The sequence below is a fragment of the Streptomyces sp. CGMCC 4.7035 genome, from assembly GCF_031583065.1.
Classification (GTDB): Bacteria; Actinomycetota; Actinomycetes; order Streptomycetales; family Streptomycetaceae; genus Streptomyces; species Streptomyces yaanensis.
Genome location: NZ_CP134053.1, coordinates 7,083,520 through 7,109,361, shown reverse-complemented (window position 1 = coordinate 7,109,361; position 25,842 = coordinate 7,083,520). Strand labels below are relative to the sequence as shown.

Genomic DNA, 25,842 nt, shown 5'->3' with positions numbered 1-25,842 from the left:
GTCCTAGACTCACCCGCATGTCAGGCCGCGACCTGTTCTGTCAGCCCCGCCGCATCCGCCACGGGGCGGCCCTGACGTTGGTCTTCGCGAGCATCCTCGTCGCGGGCGCCGCGACGGGATCGTTCGACGAGACCCTCCACAAGACCCCCTCTGCCGAGCCGGCGGTTCCGGCCGGCCACCACGAGGACGTCGCCGAGGCGGCCGCGAAGGCGATGGCCGACGGCAAGTCTCCGATGGAGGCCGCCGAGCGCGCCGTCAGCCGCAGCGGTGACCGCTGGAGCGCCGTCTACTCCCAGGGCGAGTACCAGGAGTTCGAGGAGGCCCTCGACGGCCAGTACACCGGTGTCGGTCTTTCCGCCCGGCGTGAGAGCGACGGCCGGATCGAGGTGACCCGGGTGCAGTCCGGCTCGCCCGCGGCCGCCGCCGGGATTCGCAAGGGCGACCGGTTGCGCAGCGTCGACGGCGAGGACGTCGACGGCAGGCCCGTCACCGAGGTCGTCTCCTTACTGCGCGGTGACGGTGACGGCGACACCGACGAGGCGGCCGTCGGCACCCGGGTCCGGCTCGGGCTGCAGCGCGGCACGCGCACATGGAGCGAGGTACTGCGCCGGGCCACGCTGTCCACGGACTCGGTGACCGTGCGGCGGCTCGCCGGAGACATCACCATGATCAAGATCGCGGCGTTCACCAAGGGGTCCGGCGACCTCGTACGCAACGCTGTGGCGGCCGCGCCCGACGACGCCGGCATCGTCCTCGATCTGCGCGGCAACTCCGGCGGTCTGGTCACCGAGGCCGTCACCGCCGCGTCCGCCTTCCTCGACGGCGGGCTCGTGGCGACGTACGACGTCCACGGCGCGCAGCGCGCCTTGCACGCCGACCCGGGCGGCGACACCACCAGACCCGTGGTCGCGCTCGTCGACGGCGGGACGATGAGCGCGGCCGAACTGCTCACCGGTGCCCTCCAGGACCGTGGCCGGGCCGTGGTCGTGGGTACCCGCACCTTCGGCAAGGGCTCGGTCCAGATGCCGAGCCGCCTCCCCGACGGCTCCGTGGCGGAGCTGACCGTCGGGCACTACCGCACCCCCTCGGGCCACAGCGTCGACGGCCGCGGCATCACCCCCGACCTGGAGGCCGACGACGAGGCGCTGGAGCGGGCGGAGACCGTGCTGAGCGGCCTGGGTGACACCTCGTGACCCCTCGGTAATCGGCTTTCCCTTCCACCCCCCACTAGTGCGAAAATGGCTGTCACTATGGCCAAGGGAATGTACGTACCGAAAGAGTCCCAGCAGAAGCAGCAGGGGACGGCCGCCAAGTCCAGGGACGGCGAGAAGGGCGGCAAGCGCAAGATCGTCGCGCAGAACAAGAAGGCGCGCCACGACTACGCGATCATCGACACCTACGAGGCGGGTCTCGTCCTGTCCGGCACCGAGGTGAAGTCGCTGCGGCAGGGGCGTGCCTCGCTCGTCGACGGCTTCGTGCAGATCGACGGGAACGAGGCGTGGCTGCACAACGCCCACATTCCCGAGTACAGCCAGGGGACCTGGACCAACCACTCCGTGCGCCGCAAGCGGAAGCTGCTGCTGCACCGCGAGGAGATCGACAAGCTGGAGGCGAAGGCCCAGGAGACGGGTCACACGATCGTGCCCCTCGCGCTGTACTTCAAGGACGGCCGGGCCAAGGCCGAGATCGCTCTCGCACGGGGCAAGAAGGAGTACGACAAGCGGCAGACGCTGCGTGAGCAGCAGGACCGCCGGGAGTCGGCCCGCGCCATCGCGGCGGCGAAGCGCCGGCAGCGCGGCGCGTAGCGGCGGGGAATATGGTGGCATCGGCGTGCGTTGGTCACGTACGATGGCATCGCACCCCAGGGCGGGTGCGGCCCCCTCGCGAGAGGGTTTGAAAAAACAACATGGGGATGATCGGTTTCGACAGCGGATGTCGAGGCAGGGGAAGCGTGTCGAGGAAGCGGCCATGATCTCGTAAACCACAGGCCGAAAAAAATAATCGCCACTGTTAAGAGCGATTCTCCCAAGGCGACGCAGTTCGCCCTCGCTGCCTGATCTAGGTAGTTAGGCGACTGCCCCTTACTCAGGGGAGTGTCAGCCCGGGGCTGTTCCCGACCCGGATCCTGGCATCAGCTAGGGGACTAAACCTTGATCCCGGTCACGGGGTGAAGAGGGAAACCAAACAGTGACTGAGCCCGTCGGAGACTTGTTCGCGTGATCTCCGGGGCCGAGAAAATCGAAGCGAACTGCACACGGAGAAGCCCTGGTTCCGCACCGTTGGACGCGGGTTCGATTCCCGCCATCTCCACTTACCCCATGTGGGCAAGGCCCTGTTGCTCTTGAGCAACAGGGCCTTTGTCGTTGGCACGGACGAGGACGGCTGGTACGGCTCGGACATCTGTGGGCGCCATCCTCTCGCGTGGGTCATCCGCCGCTGACCGACCGGTCGCCGGTCAGCCCAGGCTGAACGTCGACAGGCGCACACCTCCGCTCAGTACGAGGTACACATCCCGATGGCCCTTCGCCGCCGCCGTCAGCGGGGCCGTCACCGTCTCGTACGTGTACGGCGACGACGTGCCGTCGAAGTGTGCCGTGCCGACCAGCGTGCCCGTGGGGGAGCCGAGCCGGACCTCGACCGTGCCGGATGCGCCCGCCAACCGGGCGGTCAGCGAAGAGGCCCCCGACCCCAGCCGTGTGTCCGCGAACTTCAGCCACGCCCCGTCCGCGGAAGCCGCCACCGCCGTCCCGCTCACCTTCGACTCGTCCACCAGCTCGATCCCGCTGTAGTCGTCGAAGTTCTCGGCGCGCGTGACCTTCGACAGGTCCCGGGACGGGATCGTCTCGCCCTTCACCTGCCAGGCCGCCCGCGCCCGGATGTCCGCCGACGACGCGCCGACCATCACGTCGTACGTCCCCGTCTCCACCACCCACTTCGAGTGCGTGACGTCCCAGTGCGCGAGGTCCGACGGCCGTACCTTCAGCCGAACCGTCTTCGTCTCACCCGGCTTCAGCGACACCCTCGCGAACGCCTTCAGCTGCTTCAGGGGTTGTTTGTCACGCGAGACCCGCTGGTGGGTGTACAGCTGCACGACCTCATCGCCCGCCAGCCGGCCCGTGTTCGTCACCGCCACCTCGTAGCCGCCGTCCGTCCGCTTCAGCTCCCCGTAGCGGAAGCTCGTGTACGACAGCCCGTACCCGAACGGATAGAGCGCCTGCCCCTTGAAGTACTGGTACGTCCGGTCGGACTTGATGATGTCGTAGTCCAGGATCGACGGAAGGTCGGACTCCGAGCGGTACCACGTCTGGGTGAGCCGCCCCGCCGGGTTCGCGTCGCCGTACAGCACATCGGCCAGCGCGTTGCCCGTCTCCTGCCCCGCGTGCGTGGTCCACAGCAGGGCCGGGACCTCCTTCTGCAGCGCGCCGAGCGTGGTGGGGTAGCTGTTCTCGACGATCACCACCGTCTTGGGATTGGCCGCGCGTACCGCCTTGACCAGGGCCTCCTGCGACGGGGCCAGGCCCATGTCCGTGCGGTCGTGGGCCTCGCGGCCGTTGATCGCAGGCATCGAGCCGATCACCACGACCGCCGTGTCCTTGCCCTTGACCGCCGCGACCGCCTCGGCGGCACCGTCGCGGACCACGTCCTTCGTGTAGTGCGCCGCCTTGTCCTTGCCGACCAGGCCGAGCGTGCCGTCGTCGCCCGTCGGGCCCAGGTACACCGGGTTCGACCACCAGGACTCACCGGTCTCGTATCCCGCGTAGCGCAGCAGGTACGACCCGTCGTCCTGTCGCTCCAGCTTGAACTGCTGCTGCACGAACCAGCCGTTCGGCTGCGTCTGGTTGTTGACGAAGTTCGACCAGTTGTAGCCGACGTACTTGCCGTTGGCGGCCGAGCGCAGCGTGACGATGCCCGATCCCCAGTCGAACGCGTCGAATTGGGAAGCCGTACCTGTGTCCGCCGTCTCCTTCAGGGCCGCGCCCGAGTCGCCCGTCCCCGCCGTCACGTACTTCCCGGTCGCCGTGTTCTTCAGGGCGATACGGTCCACACCCTCGCTGCTCGCCACCGCCGTGCCGAGCTTCGCCGCGATGCCGTCCTTCGGAGTGACCGCGTAGGGGAGGGTGCCGGAGTACCAGTCCGTGTAGAGGGTGTCGGCGAGCGGGCCCACCACCGCCGCGCTCCCGGACTTCTTCAGCGGCAGCGCCCCGCCGTCGTTCTTCAGCAGGACCGCCGCCTCGGTCGCCGCCTCACGCGCCAGCTTCCGGTGAGCCGGGCTGTCGATCACCGACGCGTCGATCGACCCGTACTTGCCGCCGCCCGGGTCGAACTCGCCGAGCCGCACGCGGATGCTCAGCACATGCCGCGCGGCCTCGTCGACGTCCGACTCCTTCAACAGGCCTGTGGACAACGCGGACTTGATCGCGGTCGTCGTCGGCCCGGAGTTCGCGTCGTTCTCCGTGAAGCTGTCGATGCCCGCCTTCAAGGCCGCCGCGTCCGCCTCGGTCTGGGTGCCGTAGTACTTCTGGCTGCCGACCAGGTTGCCCGGCGCGGCGGCGTCGGTGACGTTCAGCAGGTCCTGCGAGGTCCAGGTGCGCACGGTGTCGTCCATGGCCGGGTTCACCGTGTTCGGGCGGCCGTTGACGAGGTTGTAGGACGACATCACGCCCGTTGCCGCGTCCGCCTCGATCGCCGGCTTGAAAGCCTGCTCGTCGTACTCCTTCAGCACGCGCGGGCGCAGCTCGGAGGACGTGGTGTCGCGGTGGTACTCGTTGTTGTTGGCCAGGAAGTGCTTGATCGTGGGTGCCGTCTTCAGATGGTCCGGATCGCCGCCGGTCAGGCCCTTGCCGTACGCCGTCGAGATCGAGCCGGTGAGGTACGGGTCCTCGGAGTAGCCCTCCTCGTTGCGGCCCCAGCGCGGGTCGCGCAGCAGGTTCGCCACGGGCGCCCACAGGTTGAGGCCCCAGCCGGCCGGGCGTTGCTGCTGGAAGCCGCGTGCCTCGTCGCCGACCGCCGAGCCGACCTGCCGGATCAGTGCCGGGTCCCAGGTGGAGGCAAGCCCGATCGCCTGCGGGAACACGGTCGCCTTGCCGAGCCAGGCCACCCCGTGCAGGGCCTCGGTCCCGGTGCGGAACGACTGGATGCCGAGGCGGGGTATCGCGGGCTCGTACTGGTGGAGGAGGGAGATCTTCTCGTCGAGGGTGAGGCGGGAGAGCAGGTCGTCGACACGCTGGTTCACCGGGAGGTTCGGGTCGCGGAAGGGATACGCCGGGTCGTCCGCTTGAGCGGGGACCGTGGCTCCCAGGCCCGCGATCAGCGCGAGCGCCACGAGGAGGGTGGTTCTGCGTCTTCCTGTGTTGCCTTTCACGTCACGGCTCCTTCGGGTAGGGCCTTGCACATCCGGAATTTCAGGGCGTGTCGCGCGGCGCCGTGCTCGCGCGTTCGGTCAGCCGGGGCGGCAGGAGTGTCGCCTCGGGCACGGCCGCACCGCCCAGCTTCTTCATCAGCAGCTCCACGGCCCGCGCACCCAGCTCGGTGGACGGCAGGGCGATCGAGGTGACCGGGACGCGGAGGGACTCGGCGAGCTCGTCCGGGCAGATCGCGGTGATGGACAGGTCACCGGGGACACGCAGACCCAGCTGCTCGAAGGCGTCGATCAGCGGTTCGAGGATCGCCTCGTTGTGGACGACGACCCCGGTCAGCGCGGGTTGCTCGCGCAGCAGTTGTTCGGCGACCCGGCGGGCGGCGGCCGGCGCCGCCTCGCACGGGTGGATGGAGGAGGTGAGCCCGTTGCGGTCGGCGGCGGCCGTGAAACCCTGCACCACCCGCTGGGCGAACGCCGTCTCCCGCACGTACACCTCGGGCGGCGAGCCGACCAGCGCCACGACCCGGTGGCCGAGCCCCGCCAGCCGCTCCACGCACAGCTCGCCCGCCGCCATGAAGTCGAGGTCGATGCAGGTGAGGCCGGCGGGCTCCTGGGGGAAACCGATCATCACGGACGGCCGGTCGAGGGAGCGCAGCAACGGCAGGCGCGGGTCGTGGAGCTGTACGTCCATGACGATCAGCGCGTCCACGAGCGCCGTGTCCGCCACCCTGCGCAACCCCTCCTCCCCCTCCTCCTGCGTGAGCAGCAGCACGTCGTGGTCGTGCCGGCGCGCGGCCGTCACCACCGACACCGCGAACTGCATCACCACGGGGACATGGATGCCGGCGCGCAGCGGGATCACCAGCGCCAGCACGTTCGACCTGCTGCTGGCCAGCGCCCGGGCGCCGGCGTGCGGGCGGTAGCCCAGCTCGCGGATGGACGCCTCGATGCGCTGCCGGGTCTCCTCGGAGATCGGGCGCTTGCCGCTGAGGGCGTACGAGACGGTGCTGGGGGACACGCCCGCGTGCCGTGCCACGTCCGTGATCTTCACCATGGTCAGTCCAGCTCCAGTGGGGGTGGGGGAGGCGGAACCAATTACTCCGACTTCAGCTCCAGCGACAGGAATCCGGTATCGGCCGACGCCCGCGCGATCCGCTCCCCGGCGGCCAGCGCCCAACCGGTCGCCGGATCACTGCTGGAGGCCCGTAGTGTGTCCCCCTCGCGGACGACGGTGAAGGTCACGTCCCCCACCGGCACCGTCACCTTGGCCCCGCGCTCCAGCTCGTACGCGCGCAGGGTGACCCCGTCGGCGTACGGGTAGTCGGGCCGGTCGTCCACCGCTCCCACCGGGATCACGGCACCCGGCCTGACCAGCAGCGGAACGCTGGCGAACCCGTGCCGCTCGCGCACCCAGCGCGGTCCGGTCACGGTCTGCCCGCTCAGGAAGTGGGTCCAGGTGCCCTCGGGCACGTAGTACGACACGTCCCCCTCGTCGCTGAAGACCGGCGCGACCAGCAGGTCCGGGCCGAGCATGTACTGCCGCTCCAGATGCGCGCACCCGGGGTCGTCCGGGAACTCCAGCACCATCGCCCGCATCATCGGCACGCCCTCGGCCTGGGCGGTCCGGGCGACCTCGTACAGATACGGCATGAGGCGCAGCTTGAGCCGGGTGAACAGCCGCAGGACGTCCACGGCCTCCTCGTCGAACAGCCACGGCACCCGGTACGACGACGAGCCGTGCAGCCGGCTGTGCGAGGACAGCAGGCCGAAGGCGAGCCACCGCTTGAACAGCGCCGGTGTCGGCGTGCCCTCGAAGCCGCCGATGTCGTGGCTCCAGAACCCGAAGCCCGACATGCCGAGGCTGAGCCCGCCGCGCAGCGACTCGGCCATCGACTCGTACGTGGCCTCGCAGTCGCCGCCCCAGTGCACGGGGAACTGCTGGCTGCCGGCCGTGGCCGAGCGCGCGAAGACGACGGCCTCCTCCTCGCCGCGGTGCTTGCGCAGCACGTCGAAGACGGTCTGGTTGTAGAGGTACGTGTAGTAGTTGTGCATCCGCTCCGGGTCGGAGCCGTCCGCGTACGCCACGTCGACCGGCACCCGCTCGCCGAAGTCGGTCTTGAAGCAGTCGACGCCCTGCGCCAGCAGTGCCTCCAGCTTGGCGGCGTACCAGTCACGGGCGGCCGGGCTGGTGAAGTCGACGAGCGCCATGCCCGGCTGCCACAGGTCCCACTGCCACACGCTGCCGTCGGGCTTCTTCAGCAGATGGCCGAGTTCCTTGCCCTCGGCGAAGAGTGGCGAGCGCTGTGCGATGTACGGGTTGATCCAGACGCAGATGTGCAGGCCCTTGGCCTTCAGCCGGGCCAGCATGCCCTCCGGGTCGGGGAACACCCGCGGGTCCCACTCGAAGTCGCACCAGTTGAACTCGCGCATCCAGAAACAGTCGAAGTGGAAGACCGAGAGCGGGAGTTCGCGCTCCTTCATGCCGTCGATGAAGGAGGTGACGGTGGTCTCGTCGTAGGAGGTGGTGAAGGAGGTCGTCAGCCACAGGCCGAAGGACCAGGCGGGCGGGAGGGCCGGGCGGCCGGTGAGGGCCGTGTATTTGCGCAGGATGTCCTTCGGCGTGGGGCCGTAAATGACGTAGTACGTCAGCTGCTGGCTCTCCACGCTGAACTGGACCCGGGACACCGCCTCCGAGCCGACCTCGAAGGACACTCTGCCGGGGTGGTCGACGAAGACGCCGTAGCCCGCGTCGGTCAGGTAGAAGGGGACGTTCTTGTAGGCCTGTTCCGTGGCCGTGCCGCCGTCGGCGTTCCACATGTCGACGACCTGGCCGTTCTTGACGAGCGGCCCGAAGCGTTCGCCGAGGCCGTAGACCGAGGTCCCGACGGTCAGGTTCAGCTGTTCGCGCAGGTAGTGGGCGCCGGTGGCGTCCCGCATGATGCCCATGCCCTTGGTGCCGCTGGTGGTGAGAGTGCGGCCGTGGGCGAGGAAGTCGATGTGCCAGGGGCCGGTGCGGGCGACCCGCACGGACAGGGCGCCCGCGGTCAGGGTGGCGTGCTCGTCGTCGTACTCCGCCTGCGGGACGAAGTCGTCGTCCCGCTGTACCTCGAACTGCGGCCCCCTGGGCTGCTCACCCTCGAAGTGCGTGAAGGTGACGCCGATGACGTCCGGCATCGGGGCGTGCGCGCTGATCGTCACGACCGGTCCCTTCAGCAGGTCGCCGCGGTGGCGGATGGGCTGGGTCGGCGCGTGGATCTCCAGGGCCCCCGGTGAGGCGGTCACGTCCAGGACCTGGACCGGGTGGGCCGCGGTGACGCCTTCGCGCAGCAGCCAGTAGCCGTCGGTGAACTTCAAGGCCGAGCCCCCTACTTGACCGCGCCCGCGGCGATGCCACGGGTCAGGGTCCGCTGAAAGACGATGAAGAAGACGATGGCGGGCAGGACGCCCAGCAAGGCCGCCGCGTTGGTCATCGTGGCGTCCATCAGACGCTGGCCCTGGAGGACGCCGAGCGCCACCGACACCGTCTGGTTGTCGTTGGAGATCAGCATGACCAGGGGGAGCAGGAACTCGTTCCAGGTCCAGATGAAGAAGAAGACGAGCAGCACGCCGATGGTGGGGCGGCTGACCGGGACCACGATCCGCCACAGCACCTGCCACTTGTTCGCCCCGTCGATCCGGGCGGCCTCGATGATCTCGCGCGGGAACTGCCCGAGGACGGAGGAGAGCAGATAGGTGCCGAAGGCGGACTGGACGACGGTGAAGACGATGATCACGCTCAGCCGGGTGTCGTACAGGCCCACCTGCTTGCACAGGTAGTAGATCGGATAGACGAGGGCCTCCTGCGGCAGCATGTTGGCGAGCACGAAGAAGGCGAGCACCCAGGTGCGTCCCTTGATGCGGCCGATGCCGATCGCGTAGGCGTTGAGCACGGACAGCACCACGGCCAGGACGGCCACCGAGCCGCTGATCAGGATCGAGTTGAACAGCTTCTGGCCGTAGTCCACGCGTTCCCAGAAGTCCGTCAGACCGTCCAGGTAGAGGCCCTTGGGGAGGCTGAGGGGCCCGTGCTGGGAGTATTCGGCCGGGGACTTCACGGCGTTGACCGCGACGATGGCGAACGGCAGGACCATGAACAGGGCGCCGATGCACAGGGCGATCAGCACCGGGTAGCGGGCGATCACCGTGCGCGTGGGGCGGCGGACGTCGGCGGGTACGACGCTCATCGCATCGCTCCTTCCTCGGCGTCCTCGGCGCGCGTCTGGAGCTTCAGCCCGATCAGCGCCAGGACGAGGATGATCACGGTGAGCACGGTGGAGATGGCGGCCCCGTACCCGACCTGGGTCTTCTCGAAGAACGTGGTGAAGGAGAAGTAGGAGGGGACGTCGGTGGATCCGCCGGGCCCGCCCTTGGTCAGGACGTAGACGGCCCCGAAGACCTTGAGGGCGGCGATCGTGCACCACAGCAGCACGACATAGATCTCGGGCCTGATCTGCGGCAGCGTGACGTGCCAGAAGCGGCGCCACCAGCCGGCCCCGTCCAGCTCGGCCGCCTCGTACAGCTGCGGGTCGACGCGCTGGAGCCCGGCCATGAAGATGACGAGCGGGAAGCCGATCTGCACCCACACCATCACCCCCATGACGCTGTAGAGGGCGATGTCCGGGTCGCCGAGCCAGTCGTGCTGCCAGGAGCCGAGACCGACCGCCTTCAGCAGCGCGTTCAGGGCGCCGTTGTCGGGGGCGAGGATCCAGCTCCAGACGATGCCGGCGACGGCGATGGGCAGCACCTGCGGAAGGTAGAAGCAGGCGCGCAGGACGGCCGCCATCCTGGTGCCGAAGTGCTTGCCGATGAAGTCGAACAGCGCGGCGGCCAGGACCAGGCCGAGCATCGTCGGTATCACGGCCATGGCGACGACCATGAACAGGCTGTGCCGGAACGACGCCCAGAACTCGTCGTCGTCCATCAGCTCGCGGTAGTTGGCGAGCCCGGACCACTTCGGCGAGCCGACGCCGGTCCAGTCCGTGAAGCTCACGCCCGTGTTCATCAGGAACGGGACGACGATCACGGCGAGGAAGGCGAGGACGCCGGGGAGCAGAAAGAGGGCGTAGGACGTGCGCGGGCGGGGGCGGCGCGGGCCGCCGTGCGGCTGTTTGCCGACGGCCCGCGCACCCCGTTCGACGGTGATCGTCATTGCTTCGGCGCGCCCTTGTCGTAGGCCTTCTGCACGTTGTCGAGGTAGGCGTCGGGCTTCTCACTGCCGGTGATCAGCTTCTGCGTCTCGGAGACGAGGACGTCGTAGAAGCCGGTGACGGGCCAGTCGGGGTAGAAGGCCAGGCCGTCCCGCCCGGAGAGCGTGTTGAAGTTGGCGATCAGGGACTTGGCCTGCGGGTCCGTGATGGCGTTCGCGTCGGCCGCGACCGGGACGCCGCCCTTGTTGCCGAGCAGGTTCTGGATCTTCTTCGACATGGTGATGTCGATGAAGTCGTAGGCCAGTTCCTTGTTCTTGGCGTTCTTGGGCACGACCCAGAGGTTGCCGCCGGAGCCGAGGGTGAGGTTGGAGCCGGGCCACAGCATGGTGCCCCAGTCGAACTTGGCCTCCGACGTGAAGCGGCCGTACCACCAGCTGCCGCTGAAGAGGATCGGGGACTTGCCCTGGATGAAGGAGACGCCCGCGTCCTCGGCCTTGGTGCCGCTGGAGGTCTTGCTGATGTAGCCCTTCTTCACCCAGTCGGCGAAGGTCGTCGCGCCGTACGTCCAGGCGGCGTCATGGAAGTCGGTCTTGCCCTTGTACAGCTCGTACTTGTCGACCCAGGAGCGGTCGGCCTTCGACAGGGCCAGCTGGTACAGGTACTGCTGGGCCATGTACTCGGCGCCGGCGTTGGCGAGCGGGGTGACGCCCTTGGCGACGAACTTGTCCATCGCGGCGGTGAGGTCGTCGTACGTCTTCGGCTCGGCGATGTCGTACTTCTTGAACAGGTCCTTGTTGTAGAAGACCATGGTGTATTCGGCGTAGTTGGGGACGCCGTACCACTTTCCGGAGCCCATGACGCCGTTGGTGGCGTACTGGCTCGTGGTCTTCACGCCCGCGCTGAGCAGCTTGTCCCAGCCGCGCTTGGTGACCTCGGAGGTCATGTCGGTCAGCAGCCCCTGCTTGGACAGCTGGCCCGCCGTGGCGTTGCCCTTGTTGTACTCCATGAGGTCGGGCGCGTCGGAGGAGTTCAGGACCATGGACGCGGTCTTCTGGATCTGTTCGAAGCCCTTCTCCTCGAACTTCACCTTCACGCCCGGGTGCTTCGCCTCGAACTCCTTGATGGCCTCGTTCCAGGCGGCACCCATCGCGCTGTCCGGGCCCTCGTAGTGCCACAGCTTCAGCGTCTTGCCGTCGGAAGAGCCGCTGTCCGAGCCACCGCAGGAGGCCAGGAGCAGCGACCCGGCAAGGGCCGCGGCGGCTGTCGCCACCACACGTCGTCGTGTTGTCAACATCCAGTGCCTCCATTGGCAGTCGGATGGGTATCGGATTCGTCACGCATCGTTCATCGAATCGTTTCGATGCCTGACGTCGAAGCGCTTCGACGCTGGAAGGTATGTGCGGGCCGAGGGCACGTCAATGGGGTGCGCGCGAATCCGTGGAGATTCGTTCGGCGAACTTGTGCCCGATCGCGATCAGCAGGGCGACGGCCGCGGCGGTCGCCGGCACGGTGAACCCGGTGGTCGGCGACAGGTGTTCGGCCGCCCAGCCGCCGATGGCGGAGCCGCAGGCGATGCCCGCGAGAAGGCCCGTGACGGCGAGGGTCATGCCCTCGTTCAGCCGGCCCTCGGGGGTGAACCGCTGGACCAGGGTCATCGCGGTGACCATCGTGGGGGCGGTGGCCATGCCCGCGAGGAGCAGGGCCGGGGCGAGGGCGATGAGCGAGCCGGTGGTGCGTGCGGCGAGCAGGGGCAGGCTCATCAGGGCCGTCATGGCCGCGAGGCACCACGGGTAGCGGCGCTCGGCCGGACCGGCCGGACGCAGTGCGCCGTACGCCAGACCCGCCACGAACGACCCGGCGGCCTGAAGCGCGAGGACGGCACCTCCCGCCGACTTATGACCCTGTGCGTCCGCGAACGCGAGGGTGACGACCTCCATCGAACCGAACACCGCGCCGGTGGCGAGGAGACCGAGGAGGAGCGGGGGCATGCCGGGGGCGCGGAGCGGTGGCGCGGTCCTCGCCCGCCGGCTCGGCGGCGGTTCGGTAGCGCGCTGCGCCGTGAACAGCAGCATGCCCGCCATCAGCAGGATCCCGCCGGCCAGCGCGCCGGCCTCCGGGAACAGGGCCCCGCAGAGGAAGGCCGCGAGGACCGGCCCGAGCATGAAACACAGCTCGTCGGCGGCCTGTTCGAAGGAGTTCGCGGTGTGCAGGGACTCCGGGTCGTCCCGCAGGAGGTGGGCCCAGCGGGCGCGGGACAGACCCCCGATGTTGGGGGTCGTGGCGGTGGCGGCGTAGGCGGCGAAAAGGGTCCAGTCCGGGGCGTCGTAGTGCACGCACAGAAGCAGGACCAGGCCACCGAGCAGGGCGAACGCCGTCGCCGGGACGGCGATCCGCGCCTGGCCGTGGCGGTCGACGAGCCGCGCGATCCAGGGCGCGACGACGGCCGACGCCACCAGGCCCGTCGCGGTGACGGCACCGGCGAGCGCGTACGACCCCCGGGACCCGGCGATCATGATGACCGCGCTGACGCTGAACATGCCCACGGGGAGCCGGGCTATGAGGTTCCCGATCGTGAAGGCGAGGGTGCCGGGGAGGGTGAAGAGGCGGCGGTAGGGGTTCGGCTTCCGGGACGGGGCTTTCGTCCGGCGGCGCGGGGTGAAGTCGACGGCGACGAGGGTGTCTTGGGTGACGGTGAGCAAGGGGGCTGTGCCGGCTGTGTTGGGTCTGTTGGCGGTGTTGGCTGTATTGGCTCTGCGGGAGGACGGCTGCGGCATGGATCAACCGTCGCCCGCGCTCCGACCTGCGGTCCAACACTTACTCCGTGGCGATTGACGCATCTGGGTTGTAAGTTCGCCCGATGTCCACCGCCACCGTCGACCCCCGCCTCCTGCGCGCCTTCCTCGCCGTCGCCGAGGAACTGCACTTCACCCGCGCCGCCGCCCGCCTGTACATGGCCCAGCAGGCGCTCAGCCGCGACATCCGTCGGCTGGAACGGGAACTGGGAGCCGAGCTGTTCGTCCGCACGACCCGGCAGGTGGCCCTGACCCCGGACGGCGCGCGCCTGTTGCCGTACGCCCGCCAGATCCTGGAGGCGCAGAGCGCGCTGCTCGCCGCGTTCGGCCGGGGCGGCGACGCGCCGGAGCGTCCGCTGCTGGTGGACGTCAACAGCCCGGGCCTGTTCGGCACCCGGATCCTCGACCGCGCCCGTGCACTGGTGTCGGCCGTCGAACTGATGGCGCGCTACGAGAGCGGTCTGACGGGGGCGGCGACAGAGATCCTCGCGGGGCGCCTTGACGTGTCGTTCGGCCGTTTCGCCGGACTGGACCCGGCGGTCCGGGCGCGCCTCGACCAGCAGCCGGTGCGGTACGAGCGAATGGCGATCGTACTGCCCGAGGACCACCGCCTGGCGCCCCTCGCCGAGGTGCCGCTGTCCGAGCTGGCCGGGGAGACGGTGTACGCGGGCGCCGGGAACCCGCGCACACCGGAGTGGACGGACCTGGCGCGCCGCCTCTTCGAGGGCCGGGGCATCGGCATCGCGTCCCCCGCACCGCTCGCGGTGGGCGCGGAGGAGTTCCAACGGATCATGGCGAAGACGGGGAATCCGATCCTGGCGGTGGTCGACTTCCCTGCGATGCCACGCACGGTCCTGCGGCCGTTGGTGGATCCGGTGCCGCTGTCGCCGGTTTCGCTGGTGTGGCGAAAAGGGGCGGTGCATCCCGGTATCGATGCGCTTCGACGGGCGGCGAGCGAGATCGCCGCTGCGGGGGGCTGGCTGCGGCGGCCCGTGGAAGCCTGGGTCCCGGCCATCGACGCGGAGGTCATGAGGGCCCGCGACTGACACCCGGCCGCACTTCTCGTGACTTCCTCAAGTTGCCGGCCACCCCAGCGGCACGGAGCGCGTGCCGACTACCGGACGGCGGGCATGGTGCCATCGCGCCAGTCGGCCACTCGCGACGTGGCTTGGCATGTCGCCTTCCTACGGCTCACGGCTTCGTACGGCTCACGGCCTCGCCAGGCGCTTCGCTCCCCAGCCCCGTCGGCGTCACCCCCGTCGGCTCCAGCCCCGTCGGTGCCAGCCCGTCGGCACCAGCCCAGGGAGGGCATCCGTTTCCCTCACCACGCCCCTCCCCGCCCCGTGAGAGCAACGTTCCCTTCCGGTCACTCGCGGCCACAGGGCCGGAAACGCGTCCTTCCTACCTTCGGGACTCATCACCCGCGAACCGCGTACGACACCTGGGCACCGGAGAACCGTGGAGGCGTCATGACAGCCCCGAGCACAGCCCCCGCAGCGAGCAGGGGAGGCCGCTGGATCCAGCAGTGGGATCCGGAGGACGAGGCCTTCTGGAACGAGACCGGGGAGAAGGTCGCCCGGCGCAACCTCCTCTTCTCCGTCCTCTCCGAGCACATCGGTTTCTCGGTGTGGACCATGTGGTCGGTGCTCGTGCTCTTCATGGGCCCCGAGTACGGGCTGACCCCCGCCGACAAGTTCCTGCTCACCTCGATGGTCACGCTCGTCGGTGCCGTCGTCCGCGTGCCGTACACCTTCGCCGTCGCCGTCTTCGGCGGCCGGAACTGGACGATCATCTCGGCCGGCCTCCTGCTCATCCCGACGATCGCCGCCTTCACCGTCCTGGAGCCGGGGACCTCCTTCTCCACCTTCCTGCTGGTCGGCCTGCTCGCCGGCATCGGCGGTGGCAACTTCGCGTCCTCCATGACGAACATCAACGCCTTCTTCCCGCTGCGGAAGAAGGGATGGGCCCTCGGGCTCAACGCCGGTGGCGGCAACATCGGCGTGCCGGTGATCCAGCTCGTGGCGCTCGCCATCATCGGGGCCAGTGGGGGGCCGCGCGTGCTGCTCGGGATCTACATCCCGCTCATCGTCGTCGCCGCCGTCCTCGCCGCCCTGTTCATGGACAACCTCGCCTCCGTGAAGAACGACACCGGCGCCGCCAAGGACGCCGCGAAGGACGCCCACACCTGGATCATGTCCTTCCTCTACATCGGCACCTTCGGGTCCTTCATCGGTTACAGCTTCGCCTTCGGGCAGGTCCTCCAGAACCAGTTCGGGCGGACCCCGCTCCAGGCGGCCTACCTCACCTTCATCGGGCCGCTCCTCGGCTCCCTCATCCGTCCCGTCGGTGGCTGGCTCGCCGACCGGTACGGCGGCGCGAAGATCACCCTCTGGAACTTCGTCGCCATGGCTGTCGCGACCGCCGTCCTGGTCTTCGCCTCCATGCAGAAGTCGCTGCCGCTGTTCGTCGCCGTCTTCGTGGTGCTGTTCGTGCTCAGCGGGCTCGGCAACGGTTCGACGTACAAGATGATCCCGGGGATCTTCCAGGCCAAGGCCGTCGCCAAGGGGCTCGTCGGGGAAGAGGCCGCCTCCTACGGCCGCCGGCTCTCCGGCGCCTCCATGGGGCTCATCGGGGCCGTGGGCGCGCTCGGCGGCGTCGGCATCAACCTCGCCTTCCGGCAGTCCTTCCTCTCCTACGGCTCCGGCACGGGCGCCTTCGTCGCCTTCCTCGCCTTCTACGCCGTGGCCTTCGTGGTCACCTGGGCCGTATACCTTCGCCGCCCGGCCGCAGCGACTCAGGCCACAACTGTCACGTCGGAGGCGAAGCCCCAGCTCAGCTATGTCGAGGTGTGACGCTGTGCCGTCCCGGGGGACAACCCCCGGACCCCCGGCCGAGGGTTCAAGATCCGCCTGGCGCCTCAGGGCCCCGAGTGGATCGGTAACACCAGCGACATGAAGCCGAACCGAGCTTGTCACGCGGCGTTGACAGGCTCGTTCGGCACGTACCGGTGGGTACGACCAGTACGACGACTCGAGTGCGGAACGAGAGCCATGTACGACAATCAGCAGCAACCGGAACAGGGCCCGCTCGCCGGGTTCACCGTGGGCGTGACGGCCGCACGGCGGGCCGACGAGCTGGGCGCCCTGCTCCAGCGGCGTGGTGCCGCCGTTCTGCACGCCCCGGCCCTGCGCATCGTGCCGCTCGCCGACGACGGTGAACTGCTGGCTGCCACCAAGGAGTTGATCGACCAGGCGCCGGACGTCGTGGTCGCCACCACGGCGATCGGCTTCCGCGGCTGGGTCGAGGCCGCCGACGGCTGGGGGCTCGGCGAGGACCTGCTCGCCCGGCTGCGCGGGGTGGAACTGCTCGCACGCGGGCCCAAGGTCAAGGGCGCCATACGGGCCGCCGGGCTGACCGAGGAATGGTCGCCCACCTCCGAGTCCATGGCCGAGGTGCTCGACCGGCTTCTGGAGGAGGGCGTGGACGGCCGCCGCATCGCTGTCCAGCTGCACGGCGAGCCGCTGCCCGGCTTCGTGGAGGCGCTGCGGGAAGGGGGCGCCGAGGTCGTCGGGGTGCCCGTGTACCGGTGGATGCCGCCGGAGGACATCGCGCCCGTCGACCGGCTCCTGGACGCGACCATCACCCGTGGCCTGGACGCGGTCACCTTCACCAGCGCGCCCGCCGCGGCGTCCCTGCTCTCCCGAGCCGAGGAGCGCGGGCTGCTGCCCGAACTGCTCCTCGCCCTCCACCACGACGTGCTGCCCGCCTGCGTCGGCCCCGTCACCGCGCTGCCCCTACAGGCCCGCGGCATCGACACGGTCCAGCCCGAACGCTTCCGGCTCGGCCCGCTCGTCCAGCTGCTGTGCCAGGAACTGCCCACCCGGGCCCGTACGCTGCCCGTCGCCGGACACCGGGTGGAGATCCGCGGCCATGCGGTGATGGTGGACGGGGCGCTGCGGCCCGTACCGCCCGCCGGTATGTCCCTGCTGCGGGCCCTGTCCCGGCGACCGGGCTGGGTGGTCGCCCGGTCCGAGCTGCTGCGGGCCCTTCCGGGCGCCGGGCGTGACGAGCACGCCGTGGAGACGGCGATGGCCCGGCTGCGCACCGCCCTGGGGGCGCCCAAGCTGATCCAGACGGTGGTCAAGCGTGGCTACCGGCTCGCGCTCGACCCGGTGGCGGAGTCGAAGTACGCCGACGTGTGAGCCGCCGTGCCGCGCAGGAGCAGTGCGCGGCACAGGCAGGCCAGGGCGAGGGTGGACAGCAGGGTCCGTATGACGTTCCAGGTGACCCAGGCGTGCTCGAAGCGGTCGCGTACGGCGGCCGGATCGGCGATGCGCGCCGGAGCGCCGGCGTGGGCGAGGTCGTTGTTGAGCGGGATGTTCCCGACGACGGTGACGAGGAAGGCGAGTGCGTAGGCGGCCAGGGCCGCGAGGATCCACCGCCGGTACGGCGCCGTGCGCAACTGCCAGGCGGAGACGGCCAGGAGGAGGGGCGCGCCGAGGAAGCAGAGGAAGAAGACGGGGTTCTGGATGACGTCGTTGATGTTCTGCATGACCTCGATGTGCACGCGGTCGTCGCTGCGGGCGAGGGCGGGCATCACGGCGCAGGCGAAGATGTAGAAGGTGCCGGCGATCAGGCCCGTGGCGACGGTGGCGGCGCCGAGAATGCCGCTGACGACCGGTCGACGGTCCCTGCCGTGCTGAGATGTCTCGAATGTCATGACGGTGAGTCAACCGGGCGCGGAACGCGCGGAACATCGCTGAGACGCGCGGCCGCATAAGCGGGCGTCCACGGCTCGGACGGGGCCGTCCGGGACCTTCCCGGCAACGCGTGCGGGCGGGCACTGTAGGGGGTACGAACCCCCAGGCACCTTTCGTGGACCTCACCGGCCGGCGCGCTCGCGGCGGCAACTCCAAGGCGGTGACAGGCACATGGCATCCGGCACGGCCACGGCCTCCTGCGAGCTGCGGTTCGCCTCCGGGCGGATCTGCCTGGATCTGCTGACGACGACGCATCCCGAGGAACGGCTCGACTCGGTGGACCGGTTGCGGGCCTGGATCGCCGGGGCCGGTCTGGTCCCGGCGGGTACGCCGCTCGCGGGGGCGACCCCGGGGTGGCTGTCGGCCTTCTGTGAACTGCGCGGACATATCGGGCAGTTGGTGCATGGAGAGCTCGACGGGCGCTCGGCGGACGGGGCGTTGGCGCGGGTCAACGCGGTGGCGGAAGGGGTGCCGCCCGCGCTGTGTGCGGTCCGTAGGGAGGACGGCGTGCTGGTACGGCGGCTTCGCGCGGTACCGGGATGCGAGGAACTGCTGGCCGCGCTCGCCCGCGACGCGATCGAGCTGCTGACGGACCCGGCTGCCCGGGCGAGTCTGCGGCGCTGCGAGGGCGACAACTGCCCCATCGTCTACCTGGACACGTCCCGGGGGCGACGCCGCCGCTGGTGTTCCAGTGAGGTGTGCGGCAACCGGGAGCGGGTGGCCCGCCATCGACGACGTGCGGCGCTCGCGCGGGCGTAGCCCCTGCCGGGCGACGTCGGGCCGTTCGAGCGGGGTCCCTGAGTGTCGACGCATGTCATGGGGAACCACTCGCGGGACGAAAGGGATCATTTGCGGGCAGAGCGCGCCCCAAAACGTGAAAGGTGCTCAACTCCCGGCAAACGGTGGCCTATCCCAACTCGCGAGTAACCCCACCTCGACAATTCCTCCACTGAAGTCGAGCGAGATTTTCACAGGTTGATCAAGACACTTCCCGAAGTGAAGCCCCCGGCGGGTGTGACCTGCGTCTCTCCGGGGTGGTGGTCGTATGTCCTTTTGGGGGAGAAATGGGTGCCCAGGAAGGTTGACTTCCACACCTTGCCCAAGAAATTTGTGGTCTCACTTTGAACACGGCGGCCACCGCCTGCGTACCCGGATGTGAGCGACCGACTGGGGGATCCCCCGGACACCGGAGGTAGGCGTGCGCAAGGATTCAGCCGTGGCTGAAGAACGAAGGCCAAGGGCCCGACATCGCATGACTTCGTCCTCGTCCCCGGCGCCGTCGTCCGAGCCGGACGAGGAGCTGATGCGCGCCCTGTACCGGGAACACGCGGGACCCCTGCTCGCCTACGTGCTGCGGCTGGTCGCGGGCGACCGGCAGCGAGCCGAGGACGTCGTGCAGGAAACGCTCATCCGTGCCTGGAAGAACGCCGGTCAGCTCAATCGAGCAACCGGATCGGTACGCCCCTGGCTGGTGACGGTCGCCCGGCGCATCGTCATCGACGGCCACCGCAGCCGGCAGGCCCGGCCGCAGGAGGTCGACCCGTCGCCGCTGGAGGTCATCCCCGCGGAGGACGAGATCGACAAGGCGTTGTGGCTGATGACACTGTCGGACGCGCTGGACGACCTGACCCCGGCTCACAGGGAGGTCCTGGTCGAAACGTACTTCAAAGGGCGTACGGTCAATGAGGCGGCCGAAACGCTCGGCATCCCCAGTGGGACGGTGCGCTCCAGGGTGTTCTACGCCCTGCGGTCCATGAAGCTGGCCCTGGAGGAGCGGGGGGTGACGGCATGAGCAACGTGTACGGGGGGTTCGGCAATGGCGGCCCGGGAGCCGTAAGAGGCCCGCAGGAGGGGCAGGGCGACATCCACGAAACCGTCGGCGCCTACGCCCTCGGGATCCTGGACGACGCCGAGGCGACGGCCTTCGAGGCGCACCTCGCCACCTGCGACTGGTGCGCCCAGCAACTCGACGACCTCGCGGGCATGGAGCCGATGCTGGCCGCACTCGCGGACCTGCCCGGCAACCAGGGCACCCCGGCCATCGGCGAATCCCTGTCCGCGAAACCCAGTCCACGGCTGGTCGAGCGGCTGGTCGACGAGGTCTCCGAGCGGCGCGCCCAGAAGCGTCGGCGCGGTTTCTACCTCGTCGCGGCGGCGGCAGCGCTGATCATCGGCGGCCCGCTCACCGTGATGGCGGTCAACGGCGGCGACAGCGGTACCCAGGACCCGATGGCCACCGGCCCCGCCAAGGCGGCCTTCCAGCTGATGACCGACAAGCACTCGGCGACCGACCCGAGCACCAAGGTCAACGCCGTGGTCGCGATGGAGTCCAAGGACTGGGGCACCCACGCCGTTCTTCAGCTGAAGAACGTCAAGGGTCCGCTCAAGTGCTCCCTGGTCGCCGTCGGCAAGAACGGCGAGCGCGAGACGGTCACCACCTGGGCCGTCCCGAACTGGGGCTACGGCATCGCGAACGCCAAGACGGATCAGGCGAAGAACCCGCTGTACGTGCACGGTGGCGCCGCCTTCACGCCGAACGAGATCGACCACTTCGAGGTCGTGACGTTCGACGGGAAGAAGCTGGTGAAGGTGGACGCGTAGGCATCCGCCCACCTGCCTGAGCATCCCCGCGGCGTACGGACGAGCACGCCGCGGGCCGACGTGCGCGGACGAGCGGGCCGCGGGCCGAGGTGTGCGAACGAGCGGGCCGCGGGCCGACATGTGAGGGGGTCCGGAGCAGGCGTAGCCTCTTCGGGCCCCTTTCGCGTACGGTTGACGGCTGCCCAGCACGTCAGAAGGGGGCCCGGTGGCGGCTCAGGTTCAACAGGAAACCGCGCTCGGTCCGGTCGGCAAGTCCGCACACGACTCGCTTCGCGACCGGGAGATCAGCGTCGAACAGGAACACCTGGACCGGGTGTACCGGCGCCTCGAGGAGAAGATCCACGAGGCGGAGTTCCTGATGAACGACGCGGCCAAGCGCGGCCACGTAGGCACGCCCGGGGCGCTCGCCGAGCGAGACGCCCAGGTCTTCCGGGCGGGTATCCACCTCAACCGGCTCAACAACGAGTTCGAGGACTTCCTCTTCGGCCGTATCGACCTGCTGCTCGGCAAGGACGGCAAGAAGGGCCCGGACGGCGCGTACACGGCCGTCGAGCCCGCCGAGGGCGCCGTGCGCCCCGACAACACCGCCGACATCGCCGAGACCCTGCACATCGGCCGTATCGGGGTCCTCGACGAGGACTACGCGCCGCTGGTCATCGACTGGCGGGCGCCCGCCGCGGCCCCCTTCTACCGCTCCACGCCGGTCGACCCCGGGCGGGTCGTGCGCCGCCGGGTCATCCGCTCCAAGGGCCGCAGGGTGCTCGGTGTCGAGGACGACCTGATGCGCCCCGAGCTGAAGGCGACCCTCGGCGGCGACGAGCTGCCGGTGATCGGCGACGGCGCCCTGATGGCCGCCCTCGGCCAGGCCCGCACCCACACCATGCGGGACATCGTGGCGTCGATCCAGGCCGAGCAGGACCTGGTCATCCGTGCCCCCGCCGCCTCCGTGACCTACGTCGAGGGCGGCCCCGGCACCGGCAAGACGGCCGTCGCCCTGCACCGGGCCGCGTACCTGCTGTACCAGGACCGGCGCCGGTACGCGGGCGGCATCCTGATCGTCTCGCCCACGCCGCTGCTGGTCGCCTACACGGAAGGCGTGCTGCCCTCGCTCGGCGAGGAGGGCCAGGTCGCCATCCGCGCCATCGGCTCGCTCGTCGACGGGGCCGAGGCCACGCTCTACGACTCGCCGTCCGTGGCCCGCGCCAAGGGCTCCTACCGCATGCTCAAGGTGCTGCGGAAGGCCGCGCGCGGGGCCCTGGAACTGAACGACACGCCGACCCGGCTGCGGGTCGTCGCCTTCGGCCGCCGCCTCGAACTGGAGGCCGACGAACTGGAGCGCATCCGGCGCAACGCGCTGAGCGGCACCGCGCCGGTGAACCTGCTGCGCCCGCGCGCCCGCAAGCTGCTCCTGGACGCCCTGTGGGCGCAGTCCGGGGCGGCCGGCCGGCACACCGACCCCGAGCTGGCCGCCGAGCTGCGTTCCTCCTTCGACGAGGACATCACCTCCGAGGACTCGTTCATCACCTTCCTGGACGCCTGGTGGCCCGAGCTGACCCCGCGGGCGGTCCTGGACGCGATGGCCGACGAGCGGCGCCTCGGCCGCTGGGCGCGGCGCATCCTCAACCCCGGCGAGGTGCGCAGGGCCGCGCGGTCCCTGAAGCGGGACGGGCTGTCCGTGCACGACGTGGCCATGCTGGACGAACTCCAGGCCATCCTCGGTCTGCCGGCCCGCCCCAAGAAGAAGCGGGAGCTGGACCCGCTGGACCAGCTGACCGGCCTCGAGGAGCTGATGCCCGTACGGGAGGAGACGCAGCGTGAGCGCGCCGAGCGGCTCGCCCAGGAGCGGACCGAGTACGCGCACGTGATCGTGGACGAGGCGCAGGACCTCACGCCGATGCAGTGGCGGATGGTCGGGCGCCGCGGCCGGCACGCGACCTGGACGGTGGTCGGCGACCCGGCCCAGTCCTCCTGGTCCGACCCGGACGAGGCGGCCGAGGCCCGCGACGAGGCGCTGGGCACCCGTCCGCGCCGCCGCTTCACGCTCACGGTCAACTACCGCAACCCCGCCGAGATCGCCGAACTGGCGTCGAAGGTGCTGGCGCTCGCCATGCCGGGCTCCGAGGCGCCCTCGGCGGTCCGCTCCACGGGCGTGGAGCCGCGTTTCGTGAAAACGAACCATGGACAGAGCGCGAGAACGCACAAGGGACAGAGCGTGAGCGCGAGCAACGGACGCGGCGCGGTCGTACCGGAGTCGCTCGCGCAGACCGTCCGGCAGGAGGCCGCCCGGCTGCTCGACCTCGTCGACGGCACGGTGGGCGTCGTCGTCGCCATGAACCGGCGCGAGGAGGCGGCCCGCTGGCTCGCCGGGCTCGGCGACCGGGTGGTGGCGCTCGGCAGCCTGGAGGCCAAGGGCCTGGAGTACGACGCCACGATCGTCGTCTCGCCGGCCGAGATCGCCGACGAGAGCCCCGCGGGCCTGCGCGTGCTGTACGTGGCGCTCACCCGGGCGACGCAACAGCTGACGGTGGTCTCGGGCGAGCGGGACGAGCCGGACGCGGCCGGGGTGCCTGACCTGCTCAGGGACTGATCCGGGCGGGATACCCCGTTCCCGGGAAAATGAACTCTCGGTACGGGAATGGCCTTACGGGATCTGTTTGTTAGCCTGGGTGTGGCACCGGCTCGATCCAAGCCCCCGGGCCCAACCTTCGTCGCTACGAGCGACCACTTGCCGCGAGGCGAGCATGGCGGGTCGGTGCCACTGAGTGTGAAGAGGCCCGCGTCACCACGTGACGCGGGCCTCTTCTTGTTCTCTCGTATGGTGGAAGTGGCTTTTCGAAAGTGCCCGGCAGTGGCGAACAAAACGTTCGCAATCCGGGGCGGCTACCGCGTACTCCTCGGTAGGTGCGACGATCGGACGGCACATCCGCGACACGGTGAAAGCAGAGGAAGTCGGCCATGGCAACGGCGCCCAGCGTCTCCTACTCGATGACGGTCCGGCTGGAGGTGCCCGCGAGCGGAACCGCGGTCTCCCAGCTCACCACGGCCGTCGAGTCCCACGGAGGCTCGGTGACCGGCCTCGACGTCACCGCGTCCGGGCACGAGAAGCTCCGGATCGACGTCACCATCGCGGCCACCTCCACCGCGCACGCCAACGAGATCGTCGAGCAGCTGCGCGGTATCGAGGGCGTCACGCTGGGCAAGGTCTCGGACCGTACGTTCCTCATGCACCTCGGCGGCAAGATCGAGATGGCGTCGAAGCACCCCATCCGCAACCGTGACGACCTCTCCATGGTCTACACGCCGGGTGTGGCGCGCGTGTGCATGGCGATCGCCGAGAACCCCGAGGACGCCCGCCGTCTGACGATCAAGCGCAACTCCGTTGCGGTCGTGACGGACGGCTCCGCCGTGCTCGGCCTCGGCAACATCGGCCCCAAGGCCGCGCTGCCCGTCATGGAGGGCAAGGCGGCCCTCTTCAAGCGCTTCGCCGGCATCGACGCCTGGCCGATCTGCCTCGACACCCAGGACACCGACGCGATCGTCGAGATCGTCAAGGCGATCGCCCCCGGGTTCGCCGGCATCAACCTCGAGGACATCTCCGCTCCGCGCTGCTTCGAGATCGAGGCGCGCCTGCGCGAGGCCCTCGACATCCCCGTCTTCCACGACGACCAGCACGGCACCGCGATCGTCGTGCTCGCCGCCCTCACCAACGCACTTCGCGTGGTGGGCAAGGCGATTGAGAACGTGCGGGTCGTGATGTCGGGCGCCGGCGCGGCCGGTACGGCCATCCTCAAGCTGCTGCTTGCGGCGGGCGTCAAGAGCGCCGTCGTCGCCGACATCCACGGTGTCGTGCACGCGGGCCGCGAGGACCTGGTGGACGCCGCCGCGGACTCCCCGCTGCGCTGGATCGCCGACAACACCAACCACGAGGGCCTCACGGGCACCCTGAAGGAGGCCGTGCACGGCGCCGACGTCTTCATCGGTGTCTCCGCCCCGAACGTGCTCGACGGCACCGACGTGGCCGCCATGGCCGAGGGTGCGATCGTGTTCGCGCTCGCGAACCCGGACCCCGAGGTCGACCCCGCAATCGCCCGTCAGACGGCGGCCGTTGTGGCCACGGGCCGCTCCGACTTCCCGAACCAGATCAACAACGTGCTGGTGTTCCCGGGCGTCTTCCGCGGTCTGCTGGACGCGCAGTCCCGCACCGTCAACACGGAGATGATGCTGGCCGCCGCGACCGCCCTTGCGGACGTGGTGACCGAGGACGAGCTGAACCCGAACTACATCATTCCGAGCGTGTTCAACGACAGGGTCGCGGGCGCGGTCGCCGGAGCGGTGCGCTCCGCGGTGAAGGCGGCGGGGGCGTCGGCCTCGGAGGAGTAGGCGCTCGGCGTCGGTGCGGCCGGCCCCGGGGCCGCTGTGATACGAGCCGACTGTGACCATTGCCACGACGGGCATGGAACCGGCGCGTCGTGGAACCCGGGGCCCCTGGCCGCCTCTATGGTGGCGGCCAGGCTCATGCCCCCTCAAGGCCCTGCGATCCGTTGCCGAGAGTGAGCGGAACGTCACCATCATGAGACGGTGGCGCTTTTCGTGTGACTCCCAAGGGTGTTCTCACGACTCCTACGGGTGCCGGATTGGCTTTCCCGCCGCAGGTGGGGGCAGGATGCGTCTTCGGGCGCGAGGGTCTGAACACGGACCCGGGTCCGGGGACCCATCGAGGACCCTGGCAGCATCGGCTTCGCTGTGCCCGACATGCGGCTCCGCCGCGTGGCACGCCTCAATGGCAAGAAGAACACGGGAGTAACAACATGAACCGCAGTGAGCTGGTGGCCGCGCTGGCCGACCGCGCCGAGGTGACCCGCAAGGACGCCGACGCCGTGCTGGCCGCGTTCGCCGAGACCGTCGGCGAGGTCGTCGCCAAGGGCGACGAGAAGGTCACCATCCCTGGCTTCCTGACCTTCGAGCGCACCCACCGTGCCGCTCGCACCGCGCGCAACCCGCAGACCGGTGAGCCCATCGAGATCCCGGCCGGCTTCAGCGTGAAGGTCTCCGCGGGCTCCAAGCTCAAGGAAGCCGCGAAGGGCAAGTGACCTCGCCGTCTGTGCACCACGGGACGGTGTACGGCTCGTAGGAACGCCAATGGG

Annotated in this window: 19 protein-coding genes and 1 other RNA gene; 12 read left to right on the top strand and 8 right to left on the bottom strand. The window is 69.7% G+C overall.

All coding sequences use genetic code 11. The features are described from left to right. Positions 1–17 precede the first annotated feature (17 nt). The 3 genes from Q2K21_RS31330 to ssrA all read left to right on the top strand — a co-directional run bounded on the left by Q2K21_RS31330 (position 18) and on the right by ssrA (position 2,313). On the top strand, positions 18–1,193 hold the full coding sequence (locus Q2K21_RS31330; RefSeq protein WP_310777850.1) for a S41 family peptidase: 1,176 nt from the start codon (positions 18–20) through the stop codon (positions 1,191–1,193). A gap of 69 nt (positions 1,194–1,262) precedes the next feature. Beyond that, entirely contained in the window at positions 1,263–1,805 is a 543-nt protein-coding gene (gene smpB / locus Q2K21_RS31325) for an SsrA-binding protein SmpB (RefSeq protein ID WP_310777847.1), read from the top strand. Between the two features lie 103 nt (positions 1,806–1,908). Then, positions 1,909–2,313: a transfer-messenger RNA gene (gene ssrA, locus Q2K21_RS31320) on the top strand. Positions 2,314–2,455: 142 nt separating this feature from the next. On the opposite strand, the gene Q2K21_RS31315 is transcribed toward ssrA, so the two are convergent. The 7 genes from Q2K21_RS31315 to Q2K21_RS31285 form a co-directional block, all read right to left on the bottom strand. Next, positions 2,456–5,362 carry a glycoside hydrolase family 3 protein gene (locus Q2K21_RS31315; RefSeq protein WP_310777844.1) on the bottom strand — a complete coding sequence of 969 codons (2,907 nt, stop codon included), beginning with the start codon at positions 5,360–5,362 and terminating at the stop codon, positions 2,456–2,458. A gap of 40 nt (positions 5,363–5,402) precedes the next feature. Continuing rightward, on the bottom strand, positions 5,403–6,413 hold the full coding sequence (locus Q2K21_RS31310) for a LacI family DNA-binding transcriptional regulator (RefSeq protein WP_310777841.1): 1,011 nt from the start codon (positions 6,411–6,413) through the stop codon (positions 5,403–5,405). 41 nt (positions 6,414–6,454) lie between these two features. After that, positions 6,455–8,713 (bottom strand): alpha-xylosidase, encoded by a 2,259-nt coding sequence (gene yicI, locus Q2K21_RS31305; RefSeq protein WP_310777837.1) that lies wholly within the window; start codon positions 8,711–8,713, stop codon positions 6,455–6,457. Positions 8,714–8,724: 11 nt separating this feature from the next. Next, the gene (locus Q2K21_RS31300) at positions 8,725–9,582 is read right to left on the bottom strand and encodes a carbohydrate ABC transporter permease (protein ID WP_310777834.1); all 858 of its coding nucleotides are present in this window, start codon (positions 9,580–9,582) and stop codon (positions 8,725–8,727) included. Beyond that, positions 9,579–10,547 carry a carbohydrate ABC transporter permease gene (locus Q2K21_RS31295; RefSeq protein WP_310777829.1) on the bottom strand — a complete coding sequence of 323 codons (969 nt, stop codon included), beginning with the start codon at positions 10,545–10,547 and terminating at the stop codon, positions 9,579–9,581. Before Q2K21_RS31295 ends, Q2K21_RS31300 begins: the two co-directional genes overlap by 4 nt. Further along, positions 10,544–11,839, bottom strand: a complete 1,296-nt coding sequence (locus tag Q2K21_RS31290; RefSeq protein ID WP_310777826.1) for an ABC transporter substrate-binding protein — start codon at positions 11,837–11,839, stop codon at positions 10,544–10,546. The genes Q2K21_RS31295 and Q2K21_RS31290 overlap by 4 nt, the downstream gene beginning before the upstream one ends. Before the next feature lie 121 nt (positions 11,840–11,960). Next, a complete protein-coding gene (locus Q2K21_RS31285; RefSeq protein ID WP_386276732.1) occupies positions 11,961–13,319 on the bottom strand; it encodes an MFS transporter in 1,359 nt (452 codons plus the stop codon). An 83-nt stretch (positions 13,320–13,402) separates the two neighbouring features. Here Q2K21_RS31285 and Q2K21_RS31280 point away from each other — a divergent pair, with 83 nt between their 5' ends. The 3 genes from Q2K21_RS31280 to Q2K21_RS31270 all read left to right on the top strand — a co-directional run bounded on the left by Q2K21_RS31280 (position 13,403) and on the right by Q2K21_RS31270 (position 17,539). Beyond that, entirely contained in the window at positions 13,403–14,383 is a 981-nt protein-coding gene (locus tag Q2K21_RS31280) for a LysR family transcriptional regulator (protein WP_310777820.1), read from the top strand. 423 nt (positions 14,384–14,806) lie between these two features. Then, positions 14,807–16,189, top strand: coding sequence for a nitrate/nitrite transporter (locus tag Q2K21_RS31275; RefSeq protein ID WP_310777817.1), 1,383 nt, complete (start codon positions 14,807–14,809; stop codon positions 16,187–16,189). 198 nt (positions 16,190–16,387) lie between these two features. Further along, complete coding sequence (locus Q2K21_RS31270) at positions 16,388–17,539, top strand: uroporphyrinogen-III synthase (protein WP_310777814.1); 1,152 nt, start codon at positions 16,388–16,390, stop codon at positions 17,537–17,539. Here the strand turns inward: Q2K21_RS31270 and Q2K21_RS31265 are convergent. Then, positions 17,488–18,057: an anthrone oxygenase family protein gene (locus Q2K21_RS31265; RefSeq protein ID WP_310777811.1), complete on the bottom strand. Its 570-nt coding sequence runs from the start codon at positions 18,055–18,057 to the stop codon at positions 17,488–17,490. The two genes, Q2K21_RS31270 and Q2K21_RS31265, sit on opposite strands and share 52 nt — an antisense overlap. Before the next feature lie 211 nt (positions 18,058–18,268). Here Q2K21_RS31265 and Q2K21_RS31260 point away from each other — a divergent pair, with 211 nt between their 5' ends. The 6 genes from Q2K21_RS31260 to Q2K21_RS31235 all read left to right on the top strand — a co-directional run bounded on the left by Q2K21_RS31260 (position 18,269) and on the right by Q2K21_RS31235 (position 25,788). Continuing rightward, the gene (locus tag Q2K21_RS31260; protein WP_310777807.1) at positions 18,269–18,856 is read left to right on the top strand and encodes a CGNR zinc finger domain-containing protein; all 588 of its coding nucleotides are present in this window, start codon (positions 18,269–18,271) and stop codon (positions 18,854–18,856) included. A gap of 493 nt (positions 18,857–19,349) precedes the next feature. Beyond that, on the top strand, positions 19,350–19,889 hold the full coding sequence (locus Q2K21_RS31255; RefSeq protein WP_310777804.1) for a sigma-70 family RNA polymerase sigma factor: 540 nt from the start codon (positions 19,350–19,352) through the stop codon (positions 19,887–19,889). After that, the gene (locus Q2K21_RS31250; RefSeq protein ID WP_310777801.1) at positions 19,886–20,698 is read left to right on the top strand and encodes an anti-sigma factor family protein; all 813 of its coding nucleotides are present in this window, start codon (positions 19,886–19,888) and stop codon (positions 20,696–20,698) included. Before Q2K21_RS31255 ends, Q2K21_RS31250 begins: the two co-directional genes overlap by 4 nt. A 205-nt stretch (positions 20,699–20,903) precedes the next feature. Continuing rightward, entirely contained in the window at positions 20,904–23,285 is a 2,382-nt protein-coding gene (locus Q2K21_RS31245; protein ID WP_310777798.1) for a HelD family protein, read from the top strand. Between the two features lie 368 nt (positions 23,286–23,653). Next, the gene (locus tag Q2K21_RS31240) at positions 23,654–25,078 is read left to right on the top strand and encodes an NAD-dependent malic enzyme (RefSeq protein ID WP_310777796.1); all 1,425 of its coding nucleotides are present in this window, start codon (positions 23,654–23,656) and stop codon (positions 25,076–25,078) included. A gap of 428 nt (positions 25,079–25,506) precedes the next feature. After that, on the top strand, positions 25,507–25,788 hold the full coding sequence (locus Q2K21_RS31235) for an HU family DNA-binding protein (RefSeq protein ID WP_043440653.1): 282 nt from the start codon (positions 25,507–25,509) through the stop codon (positions 25,786–25,788). Positions 25,789–25,842: the final 54 nt, after the last annotated feature.